At 36.0% G+C, this 11,992-nt stretch carries 11 protein-coding genes and 1 pseudogene; 2 read left to right on the top strand and 10 right to left on the bottom strand.

What is annotated here, in order from left to right; genetic code table 11:
* Positions 1–293 precede the first annotated feature (293 nt).
* The 5 genes and pseudogenes from SanJ4206_RS02830 to SanJ4206_RS02810 form a co-directional block, all read right to left on the bottom strand.
* The gene (locus SanJ4206_RS02830) at positions 294–980 is read right to left on the bottom strand and encodes a Crp/Fnr family transcriptional regulator (protein ID WP_003028187.1); all 687 of its coding nucleotides are present in this window, start codon (positions 978–980) and stop codon (positions 294–296) included.
* 133 nt (positions 981–1,113) lie between these two features.
* Positions 1,114–2,169: a serine hydrolase gene (locus SanJ4206_RS02825; protein WP_022525371.1), complete on the bottom strand. Its 1,056-nt coding sequence runs from the start codon at positions 2,167–2,169 to the stop codon at positions 1,114–1,116.
* Positions 2,170–2,383: 214 nt separating this feature from the next.
* Positions 2,384–2,713, bottom strand: a complete 330-nt coding sequence (locus tag SanJ4206_RS02820) for a hypothetical protein (RefSeq protein ID WP_003028191.1) — start codon at positions 2,711–2,713, stop codon at positions 2,384–2,386.
* Between the two features lie 51 nt (positions 2,714–2,764).
* Positions 2,765–3,016 carry a hypothetical protein gene (locus SanJ4206_RS02815; protein WP_022525199.1) on the bottom strand — a complete coding sequence of 84 codons (252 nt, stop codon included), beginning with the start codon at positions 3,014–3,016 and terminating at the stop codon, positions 2,765–2,767.
* 181 nt (positions 3,017–3,197) lie between these two features.
* Positions 3,198–3,482, bottom strand: a pseudogene (locus tag SanJ4206_RS02810) (bacteriocin immunity protein).
* A 247-nt stretch (positions 3,483–3,729) separates the two neighbouring features.
* Between SanJ4206_RS02810 and SanJ4206_RS02805 the strand changes: the two are divergent.
* Positions 3,730–5,880, top strand: coding sequence for a peptide cleavage/export ABC transporter (locus SanJ4206_RS02805; RefSeq protein ID WP_003028194.1), 2,151 nt, complete (start codon positions 3,730–3,732; stop codon positions 5,878–5,880).
* 10 nt (positions 5,881–5,890) lie between these two features.
* Complete coding sequence (locus SanJ4206_RS02800) at positions 5,891–7,252, top strand: bacteriocin secretion accessory protein (RefSeq protein ID WP_003028197.1); 1,362 nt, start codon at positions 5,891–5,893, stop codon at positions 7,250–7,252.
* Positions 7,253–7,525: 273 nt separating this feature from the next.
* Here the strand turns inward: SanJ4206_RS02800 and SanJ4206_RS02795 are convergent, their stop codons facing one another.
* The 5 genes from SanJ4206_RS02795 to pyrH all read right to left on the bottom strand — a co-directional run bounded on the left by SanJ4206_RS02795 (position 7,526) and on the right by pyrH (position 11,828).
* Positions 7,526–8,131, bottom strand: coding sequence for a superoxide dismutase (locus SanJ4206_RS02795; RefSeq protein ID WP_022525198.1), 606 nt, complete (start codon positions 8,129–8,131; stop codon positions 7,526–7,528).
* Positions 8,132–8,201: 70 nt separating this feature from the next.
* Entirely contained in the window at positions 8,202–9,239 is a 1,038-nt protein-coding gene (gene holA, locus SanJ4206_RS02790) for a DNA polymerase III subunit delta (protein WP_157622023.1), read from the bottom strand.
* 81 nt (positions 9,240–9,320) lie between these two features.
* Complete coding sequence (cvfB, locus tag SanJ4206_RS02785; RefSeq protein WP_003028203.1) at positions 9,321–10,175, bottom strand: RNA-binding virulence regulatory protein CvfB; 855 nt, start codon at positions 10,173–10,175, stop codon at positions 9,321–9,323.
* 351 nt (positions 10,176–10,526) lie between these two features.
* Entirely contained in the window at positions 10,527–11,084 is a 558-nt protein-coding gene (gene frr, locus SanJ4206_RS02780) for a ribosome recycling factor (RefSeq protein WP_003028205.1), read from the bottom strand.
* 3 nt (positions 11,085–11,087) lie between these two features.
* The gene (gene pyrH, locus SanJ4206_RS02775; protein WP_003028206.1) at positions 11,088–11,828 is read right to left on the bottom strand and encodes a UMP kinase; all 741 of its coding nucleotides are present in this window, start codon (positions 11,826–11,828) and stop codon (positions 11,088–11,090) included.
* Positions 11,829–11,992: the final 164 nt, after the last annotated feature.

Genomic DNA, 11,992 nt, shown 5'->3' with positions numbered 1-11,992 from the left:
TTTCTTTGTGACTTAAGTTTCCTTAAGTTCTATTTACATGTTATATTGTAATATCTTTTGTTTGCGCTTTCACAATCAATTGTACATTCAAAATGCCAAATCCTTTGCTTTTTTTAAAAGAAATTCTAATATTATTTCAAAATAAAACGCTTTCTATAAATATTTTATGCATTTTATTGGTTTTATGAATAATTATTTTTTAGAAATAAATCAAATTCTTAAGCTCATATTTGTCTAAATGAAAAAGAGGACAAGAAATTGCATTTTCGACTGCAATTTCGCCCTCTTTTGCATTACATATCTTCAAAATATTTTAAAAAGTATTCTTTATTCAAAAAGACAAGTTTCTTTCGTTTATATTGAATAATGTTTTCTTCTGTTAATTTTTTCAACACTTGATTAACTGTTTCACGAGTAGTTGCACCTAGTTTAGCTAGTTCTTTCATACTAAGTGCAAAAGGAATATCATCTCTATCTTGGCAAAAATCAATACATAAAATTGAAATCGCTTGAATAACTCGCTCTGTCGCACTAGCCAAAACAGAGTTTCGCAAGCGTAATTCATGGAAACGCAAAATATTTGATAACTTATGTGTAATGAATAACGTTTGCTTTATAGTTTGCTTAGAATAATATTCATACAAGTCAACAGGAATTGAAAAATATTCCAAATCTGTCACAGAAATCCCAGAATAATGATAATCTTTATCTTCAAACATACCACCATAAGGAAACATGGTATTTTCTTTCACATAATCAATGTAATTAAATGAATCTGTCTGGTCGTACTGTTCAATCCGAACATAGCCCTTATAAATCAAAAAAAGTCGCTCTCGTTTGTCTCCAGAAAAGAAAATAATTTGCCCTTTTGGCACTTTGCGAAATTGAATCTCAACCGCTATTTTATCAAAAAATTCAACTGGTAAATTTTTAAAAGCAGGATGTTCTCTAATGTAACGATAATGCTCTTTGTTAATCATGATATTCTTGTAGTCCTCTTTACATTCTGTTTTTATTATAACATAAAAGGCCCTCCTCTAAAAGAGAGCCTTTACATTTTTAATAGAACCTTATCTTTTGCAGCACAATTTTTGGAATTTGCGTCCATTCGCTTTAATTCATATTCACACGATGCCATTCATTGATAACATAAGCTAATTGACCAACTTGTGTAATACCAACACCGCTAATTTCATTACTCTCAGGAGTTGTCCCACCCAGCCCCGCTGTATAAAGAGCAATCAAATAAGGCTTTTCTTCACATACAATTGCGTCTATATTCAGGGCTTCTGCAACATAACCTGGCTTTTGATAAATTGGAATATCTCTTACATACCGTTTATAGTATTCGTTTGGAAAAGATTCACCGATATAATACAAAAGATCTTTATACTTTTCCTGATGTTTCCAAAGGTAATCCAAAACCTGAATATAATAGTCAGTCGTGGTTTGATTTTGTTGGTTGATCGTCTCAACGTCCCCCTTGCCTTTTCCATAGTGCTGATACATTGTATAGGCTTTATCCAAGCCACCTAAGCGCTCAGCTAAGGCATAAGCTGGCGTATTTTCAGAATAAAGAAGGGAATACTCCTGCATTTCAGGGATGCTCATGGTCCCATTAAATGCTGCTACATAGTTATTATGTTCACCGATATACTCATAGCGAGTATGGGTAATATCAAACCGCTCGGTCATTGATAAATTTCCTTTTTCTACCTCATCAACGACCAACATATTTAATGGCAATTTGTAAGTCGAGCCCGCTGTCATCGGTTGCGTTTCATTCATAGCGTAGATTTGTCCACTCGTTAAGTCCTTATAAGAAAATGCAACCTGCGAATGCTCTATTCCCATCTCATCTAGATAAGCCTTTACAACTTGAACCAAATTTAGATTAGCATAATCATAATATAAACCATAGGCTTCCATTACAGGCAAATCAGATTCCATGACTTTCTGCTTTTCTTCCATACTCTTTGACGAAACACGAGTGACTAATTTCGATTCTTTTGACGAATTTTTTGGCTTTTCTTGACTGGTAGGATAATTTGCAGCTACTTTCGTAGGATGTGCCTTTCTAGCTTGTCCAGAGTATACAGCACTTGATACTAATACACCACACATCATAAAGCAACCAATCAAACAAAGAATCATTGTCTTTCTACTCACGCACTCCTCCTAACTTATATACCTCATTATATAGGAAGAATAAAAAAATAACAAGATATGATAAACAGAATCATTAACTATTTTCAACTTCCTTTATTGTATATATACAGTATAAACTAATAATTCTAGTTCATTTAAAAAAATCCTAAATGATAGCTCTGATCCCTTGAATGGTAAAACTATCTCAGCTAGTCTGCTAAAAAGTGATAAAAAATCAATTTATTTTAAAATTTTCTTGAACATGATACTCTTTTTCAAATGTTTTTTGAGAGACGACTCGGTGATTGGTTACATCCAAATAATCATCAATATACCCTAGCACATACATGCCATAACCAGCAAATCCACCGCCTACTGTTCCAAGTGCGCCAATTTTTAAATTTTCTAGCGTAGAAGGATTTAGTCCTGCCATTAAAATCCGAAGATGATCATCCAACCAATATAAATAATTTTTAGCAAAAGCTTCTTTCACCCAATCAGGCTGTTCAGTTTCTTTGCCAATTTTCCAAACATCAGCTACTTGATTTTTATATATTGCTTTCATGGTATTCTCCACTTTTTGATTTATTCTTACCTTAATAAAAGTCTTCCATTTTTATAGGATAAATTGAGGTAAAAAATATAAGCAAACAATCATCACTACAACCGACAACATAACAGCCGACAGCAATGTGAGCCTCTCATTAAACTTCAATATTTTTATGCAGATAAATGTATAGACTGAACTCATCACATAAGTCGCAACAATAGCATAAAGCTGCTTTAAATCGTGTGACCAATAGTCTAAAAGCAAGGTTCCTATTAAGCCACCTAAAATCCATAGTTGTAGTTTCTTTAAATAAGTCATATATTCCTACTTTCTAATCATCTCATCTTTTACGTTTCCAGTACATCATTTCACAGACGTAATTAATCATATCACTAAGAGATTGCTATTTACTGTTACAAATCAAACTGTCTATATGAAGCAATGAAAAAGTTATTATTCGTGTTCTAATACATTTTTATATAGGTTTATATTAGCTAGGTTAAAATATATACCGTATATTTGATAAACTTATTAATCTCTTCAACTGATTAGACTGAACTTCTGATAAATGAATATTCTTCTCAATCAGCTTTTGAGAAAGAGCAAGATTCATACGACTTAATATCAATGGAGTTGCTATTTCCTGCTTTTTCAACTCTTCACGATAAGATAACAAGACTTTCTTCAAATCAGGATTCGTCAAATTTGAAAGCAGATCGTCAATAATAGTGACTGCTTCATCTCGTCTCTCTTTGCCACCTGAAAACTAGTTTATCTCTACCATCAGATTTTCCTCTTTCAATTTATAAGATTGACTTTTAAAATTGTTCAATTGAAATTATCTTGAACATAATTTAAGTATAACCATTTTCTTGGTTTTGTAAATATTAAATTCTTAAACAGTAGCTTTGACATCTTGAATGGTATTTTTTAATCATTTAAGACATCAGAACGACCATTTAAGATTAAAATGCTCTTTTTCTTGCGCTTTTTGAGAAAATAACATTACAAAACGAAAGGAAAACATTATAGTGAATTTTAAAAAATCATTTGTTCCGCAAATAGATGCTAGAGATTGTGGTATTGCTGCTCTGGCTTCCATTGCTAGATACTATGATTCAAATTATTCTTTAGCACACTTGAGAGAGCTCGCAAAGACAGACAAAGAAGGGACAACTGCACTTGGAATTGTCAAAGCAGCAAAAGAAATGGGCTTTGAAACCCGACCAATCCAAGCAGACATGACATTGTTTGATACAGAAGAGCTTCCCTATCCTTTCATCGTACATGTCAACAAGAATGGCAATCTTCAGCACTATTATGTCGTTTATAAAAACGAGAAAAAGCACTTGCTTATCGGTGATCCTGATCCAACTGTCAAAATAACTAAGATTAGCAAAGAACAATTTGTAAAAGATTGGACTGGTGTTGCTATCTTTCTCGCACCGAAACCTAGCTATGAACCTCATAAGGATAAGAAGAACGAGCTTGCTAGCTTTTTACCACTCATCTTTAAACAGCGTTCTTTGATTTTTTATATTGTCTTAGCTAGTTTGCTCGTGACCCTCATCAACATTGTGGGCTCCTATTATCTGCAAGGTGTTTTGGACGAATACATCCCAAATCAGATGAAATCAACTCTTGGGATTATTTCAATTGGGCTTATCATTGCCTACATCTTACAGCAAATGATGAGTTTTTCAAGAGACTACCTGCTAACAGTGCTCAGTCAACGATTAACAATTGATGTGATTTTGTCTTATATTCGGCATATTTTTGAATTACCAATGTCCTTTTTTGCGACGAGACGCACTGGGGAGATTATTTCTCGTTTTACAGATGCCAACTCCATTATTGATGCTCTAGCTTCAACTATCCTGTCTCTCTTTCTTGATTTGTCCATTGTGATGATTGTCGGCAATGTTCTTTTACTGCAAAATACCAATCTCTTTTTACTCACCTTGCTTGCAATTCCTATCTACGCTCTCATTATTTTTGCTTTTATGAAGCCTTTTGAAAAAATGAATAACGATGTTATGCAAAGCAATGCTATGGTAAATTCTGCCATTATCGAAGATATCAACGGAATTGAAACCATTAAATCTTTAACCAGCGAAGAAAGCCGTTACCAAAAGATTGATAGCGAGTTTGTTGATTATCTGGATAAGACTTTCAAATTAAGTAAATATTCCATTATGCAAACAGCTCTCAAACAAGGAGCACAACTTATTTTGAATGTGGTCATTCTCTGGGTTGGAGCTTCTTTAGTCATGTCTCAAAAGATTTCAATTGGTCAGCTGATTACTTTCAATACTCTCCTTTCATACTTTACTAGTCCACTTGAAAGTATCATCAATCTTCAAACCAAACTGCAATCAGCTAAAGTTGCCAATCATCGACTGAATGAAGTTTATCTGGTAGAATCCGAATTCAAAACCAAGCAAGTCCTTACGGAGAAAAAATTCTTAGCTGGAGATATTACTTTCCATAACGTCTCCTATAAATACGGATTTGGACGAGATATTTTATCAGATATTAGTTTGACTATCAAGAAGGGAGATAAAATTAGTCTTGTTGGCGTCAGCGGTTCGGGAAAAACAACACTTGCTAAGATGATTGTTCATTTTTATGAGCCTTATCAAGGACAAATTCGCCTCAATGGAAATGACCTCAAGACAATTGATAAGAAAGTTCTTCGGCAATATATCAACTACTTACCTCAGCAAGCTTACATCTTTAGTGGTTCCATTCTAGACAACCTCACATTAGGAGCCGATCAAACAGTTTCTCAATCAGATATTCTTCGTGCCTGTGAAATTGCAGAAATTCGTTCAGATATCGAACAAATGCCCATGGGATACCAGACAGAATTGTCTGACGGAGCTGGATTATCTGGTGGACAAAAGCAACGAATTACACTTGCACGCGCTCTGCTGACGAAATCTCCCATTCTCATTTTAGATGAAGCAACGAGTGGATTAGATGTTCTAACAGAGAAAAAAGTCATTGATAATCTCATGAAATTACCCGACAAAACCATTATTTTTGTTGCTCATCACCTCAGCATTTCAAAGCGTACAAATCAGATTATTGTCCTTGACCAAGGAAAAGTGATTGAAACTGGTTCTCATACTGAATTGATAGGAAGAAAAGGTTTTTATTATCATCTATTTAATAAATAAGGAGTAAATTATGAATCCCAATCTGTTTAAAAGTGCAGAATTTTATCATCGAAGATACCACAACTTTGCGACTGTTCTCATTCTGCCTTTGGCATTCTTCATTCTATTTCTTGTCCTCTTTTCCTTTGTCGGGCAAAAAGAAGTGACTGTCAAATCCATTGGCGAAATCACACCAACGAAAGTCATTGCCATGATTCAGTCAACCAGTGACAATACGGTTCTGACCAATCATTTAGCTGAAAATAAGACCGTCACCAAAGGAGAGTTGTTGGTTCAATATACAAAAAATATGGAAGCTTCCCAACAAACAGCCATTGAAACGCAACTTGCCACTTACCAGCGCCAAAAAGCAGAATTAGAAACATTAAAGAACAGTTTACAGCAGGGAACAAATCTTTTTACAAACAAAGATGAGTTTGGCTATGCCAACACATTTAACAATTTTATCAAACAATCAGAAGATTTAACTATCGGCATTTCAAAAAATAATTCCGAAGTTAGTAAACAAGCTTCTTTAACCAACCATACGATTGCTGCTATTGATGATCAAATGAACGAATTAACAAAACAAATGAATGATTATCATGAACTGTATCATGCCATTTCTAGCAACGCTTCAAATTTGCCCCAAAATAATCCTCATCAAGCAACCTTTAACCTATATAAAAATGAATATCAAGTCAAACCTGATCCGTCAACTACAAATCAATACCTATCTCAGATTAATACGAATATATCCAACCTCAAATCTTCCCTAGCCAATCTAAACATTCAAAAAGCTGGTACTGGAACTGCAACAACCTATGATAATAGCCTTTCGACTAAAATTGAGGTGCTTCGCACACAATTTATCCAAACAGCAGACCAACAGTTAACAAGCCTTACGACCCAAATTACCGATTTGCAAAATCAATTGAACCAAGCAAATGCTCAACTTCAAAATAATCAACTGACTGCTCCCGAAACAGGGATTCTTCATATCAGCAGTGCGCTCAAAGGGAAGTCTTTACTCCCCAAAGGAACGGAAATTGCTCAGATCTATCCAGATATCACGAAAACAAAAGAAGTTCTTATCACCTATTACGTGCCTTCAGCCTATATGACCAATTTAAAAAAGGGACAAACTTCCCGACTTATCTTAGAAAAAATTGGAAATCAGACAATCACTATTATCGGTAAAATTAATAGCATTGACACTTCTGCTACTGAAACAAAACAGGGAAACCTGTTTAAAATCACTGCAAAAGCTTCCGTATCTAAAAAAGATAGCCAGATCTTGAAGTACGGTTTGCAAGGACGAGTAACGAGTGTCATTGCGAAAAAATCATTCTTTCATTACTACAAAGATAAACTGCTCAATAATGTCGAATGACTGTTTAAGGATTTTACTCATCAGAAGATTGTCTTATATGATAAGACATTTTACAAAGAGGAAAAATTATTATTGTCGGAGAAAATATTGATTATGAGCTATTATTTAAAAATCATTATCTCGTTTTTGGCGTGATTGACAGAACAAACGATCATTCTCTGAATTTCCTCAAACAACAAATCTGGTTTTATTTGGAAGAAATTTATAGGTAATTTTACTATAACAGAAAAAACGAACCTTATCAGATTCGTTTTTTCTATCTCATGGCACACCTTATTTTGCTGCTACGTACAATTCATTGACCTTGTTCCAGTTGATGACTGAAAAGAAGGCTTTGATGTAATCTGGACGAACATTGCGGTATTTCACATAGTAGGCATGTTCCCAAACATCAATTCCTAAAATTGGTGTCTTTCCTTCAGAGATTGGTGTGTCTTGATTAGCAGTTGAAGTCACTTCTAATTTGCCGTCTGGATTGACCACTAGCCAAGCCCAACCTGAACCAAAGCGACTTGTCGCAGCTGTTGTAAATGCTGCTTTGAAGTCCTCAAATGAACCAAATGTTGCTTCAAGGTCTGCTGCTAATGCTGCTGACGGCTCTGTCTTTTCTGGTGTCATCAATTCCCAGAAAAGAGCATGGTTGAGATGACCACCACCGTTATTGATAACAGCTTGACGAATATCCGCTGGAATGGTTTCTACATCTGACAAAAGTTGCTCCAAATCCTCACCGATTTCAGGGTGTTTTGCCAGAGCCGCATTTACATTATTGACATAAGTATTGTGGTGTTTGTCATGATGCAAGTGCATCGTTTCTTCATCAATATATGGTTCCAAAGCATCGTAAGCATAAGGTAGATCAGGTAAAATAATTGCCATTGGTTTGTTCCCCTTTTTCATTTTATATGAAAATGATAACGTAGACCAACAAAATTTTCAACTTATTTGCTTATAAGTTGTGGGTAGCAATCTTTAATAAAGCCAAGTCAAAGAGGTAACCTTTCTCATAAACTCCAGACTTGATTTGGTAATCTGTTTCAATCAAGCAAGCAAGTGCTTTTTTCAGAAAATCAAGCTGTAAAGAACGCACATCACGCAAAGCATATTTGATTTGAAAAGGATTCACCTTTCGTCCCAAATAACTGGACAAATCCGCTACAATCTGACTTTTGTTACGTCCATTTTCAAAGAGAATTTTCACTTGTGTGAATATGCGGAACTGTCCCAGCATAATCGCAATCAACTTGATTTCGTCTTCACCTTGCAAGGTCAAATCTCGTACTAGGCTTCTTGCCGCATCTACCTTTTGCTGCAAAATCATCTGGGTAAGATCAAAAATATTATCCTGTAAAGTTTTTGGAATTGCTTCAGCAATGTCATCGCTTGTAATGATGCCATCTTTTTTATAATCCTTTAAAAAAGCTAAGTTTTTACTAATTTCATTAAAATCGGAACCAGACTTAATAAGCAATTCTTCTAAAACTTGCGAACGAAGTTCTAACCCCTGTTCTTGAACTTGCTTACTAAAGTAGGTGCGTAATTCTTGTTCTTTGGGCTCACTTGCTTCAAAAATTTTACCATCTCGCTTGAGCAATTTTACAATTCGCCGCTTACTGTCTAACTTCCCTTCTGCAAAAATGACTAATTTTGTCGTATCTGCAGGATTTTCCAAATATTGCTCAAAAGATTTTAGCTCATCATCCGTCAAATAGCGTTTTTTAGTTGTTGTCACATCCAAAAAATGATCCAAAATGACGATCTTCTCTTCAGAAAAGAAGGGCAAACTCACTAAATCAATCTCCACATCTGGATAAACAGCTTCTTTCATATCAAAATAAGCCATATTTAAATCTGCCGCATTATATCGAATTTGGCGTAAAAATTGTGATTTCATTGCTTCAAATTGACCTGTATCATCACCACTTAAAATCGTCAGATTAGGTAAATTTGTCACATTTACTGTTTTAATCTCTTCAATCGCTAACACAATGACCTCCTTTTATGAGGTTTCTTTTCTAACATACCTTTTATTCTATCAAAAATCTTAAAAATAAGATAGATTAGTATCTCAAACCAACTCCGTCCCAGTCACATCCTGCTTAATCTTACCAGCTTTCATGAGTCCACCAAGAGCTTTCTTAAACTGTCCCTTGGAAATACCGAAAGTGGCCTTGATGTCCTCCGGAGCTGACTTATCATTGAGGGTCATGAAGCCGCCATTGGTCTCCAGATAAGTCAGAATCATCTGGGCGTCATTTTCCAGCATCTCAAAAGAGCGAGGTTTGAGCGAAAGGTTTAAAGTCCGATCCACCTCTCTAAAACCAATGACACGCGCATCCAAGACCTGACCTAAACGCGGCTCTGTGTAACGCTCGCTGGGGTGGATAAAGCCCAGCATATTATTTTCAGGCAGATAGACAAAGGTTCCAGATAACTTCAAACGATAAACAATAGCCGGCCAATTTTGATTTTGCATATTATTATAAGCTGGACGAGCTAATTTCTGGAAATCTTCTTGGTAGGCTAAAAGCCCCCAAATGCGATCTTTTTTGTCTACATCCAGACGAATATAGAGGCAGTCGCCTTTTTTAGGCCAAAGTTCTTTTATTTCTGGCAAAATGTCAAGAGACACTACAATTTGCTTATCTGGAAGTCCTGTGTCAACAAAAACACCTAAGTCCTTGCGAACATCAGTCACTGTTCCCCAGCCAAAAGTCGTCTGGGTCGCTGTTACATCAAGAGTCGTCAAGCGAAGTTTCTGCTTCATGTCGCTGTAGGCAAAGCCCTTGACCGATTCGCCCAACTGATGCTTACCCTCTTCTTTAGCTAAAGCATACGTTTGCCCGTCTTTTTGGACAAAGTAAAAACGATCATTTTCATCGGTTACAAGACCTGTTATAAATGTTGCAAGATTTGTATTCATTTTTTATCTTTCTATCGTTTGAAGTAGATATGAAACATGTCTTCCCACTTCAAAAGAAGAAGCTGGAACAAAAGTGTTCAGCTTCCTTTGTTTATATAGTTATCATTCTAAGACGCAGTAGTTTGGAGAAACTATGTTGACTTTAGTCAATTAGAGTTTCCCATACACAATTAATGGCACTTTAGTGCCTAATCAATCACTGCTGAGTGAGCTCTAACTCATTGATCAATCAACTTTTACAGCCCTACTCGACTTTACGGAGATGGGACGACAAAATCAAGTTTCTAGGAAACGACTGATTTCTGTCCCATTCTCTTTGCTTTCTATTTTTTACTACATATAGAGAAAAGCTTACACTTCAATCAATTCTTTTTCCTTGCTGGCAGTCATTTCATCAATATGCTTAACTGCTTCATCTGTCACCTTTTGAATATCTTTTTCAAGTGTTTTCAATTCATCTTCAGTAATTTCTTTTGCTTTTTCTTGCTTTTTAGCTTCATCCATGGCGTCACGGCGGATATTACGAATAGCAATTTTAGCATTTTCGCCGACTTTCTTCACTTCCTTAGCAAGATTACGGCGAGTTTCTTCTGTCAAAGCAGGAATAACCAAACGAATAACTGTACCGTCACTCGCAGGAGTAATACCAAGGTCAGAAGCATTGAGTGCATGCTCAATATCCTTGATAGAAGATTTGTCAAACGGCGTCACCAAAAGGACACGCGCTTCAGGAATCGTGATAGACGCGATTTGATTGAGTGGAGTTTCCACTCCATAATACTCAACTGAAATCCGATCCAAAAGGCTGGCGTTCGCACGACCAGCACGAATGCTGCCAAATTCACGCGCTAAACTTTGATGTGATTGGGTCATTCTTTCTTTCGCTTTTTCTACAATTGCATTTGCCATAAATTATTCCTCTTCTTTATCTACATTATTTGAAACGGTTGTTCCGATTTGCTCACCAAAGACAACGCGTTTGATATTACCAGGTTCGTTCATATTAAAGACAACAAGGTCAATGTCATTATCCATTGAAAGAGTTGAAGCTGTTGAATCCATGATACGAAGACCTTTGTTAATCACGTCACGGTGAGTTAATTCATCAAATTTCACCGCAGTCTTATCTTTCTTAGGATCAGCGTTATAAACGCCGTCTACACCATTTTTTGCCATAAGAATTGCATCAGCTTCAATCTCAGCCGCGCGAAGGGCAGCTGTTGTATCTGTTGAGAAGTAGGGAGAACCAACTCCAGCACCGAAAATAACGATACGTCCTTTTTCCAAGTGTCGCAGAGCGCGTCCACGAATATAAGGTTCTGCTACTTGCTGCATAGCAATCGCTGTTTGTACGCGCGTATCCACCCCCACTTGTTGAAGTGAATCCGCCATGACCAAGGCATTCATGACTGTTCCTAACATTCCTGTGTAGTCAGCCTGCACACGATCCATTCCTGCTTCTGCCGCAGGCTCTCCACGCCAGAGATTTCCACCGCCGATAACAAGGGCGATTTCAATACCTAAATCATGTACTTCCTTGATTTCCTCTGCCATTTTTTGAACGGTTGAAATGTTAATTCCGATCCCTTTCTCACCAGCAAGAGCTTCACCTGATAATTTGATTAAAATACGTTTATATTTCGGGGCCACCATTTTTATTCTCCTTATTTTATCTGTACTATTTTACCATATTTTGAGATTTTTATATAGTCAAATTCTGTAAAAAATAAAAATTTCGAAAAAAAAGTAACACTCACAGGATTTAAAAAAACTCCATCCGAAGATAGAGTCCCACGATTTGTTTCATGTGTAAAAAT

Origin of the sequence: Streptococcus anginosus, assembly GCF_001697145.1 — a bacterium.
In the GTDB taxonomy this organism is placed as follows: Bacteria; Bacillota; Bacilli; order Lactobacillales; family Streptococcaceae; genus Streptococcus; species Streptococcus hominis.
This window is presented reverse-complemented; position numbering and strand designations above follow the sequence as displayed.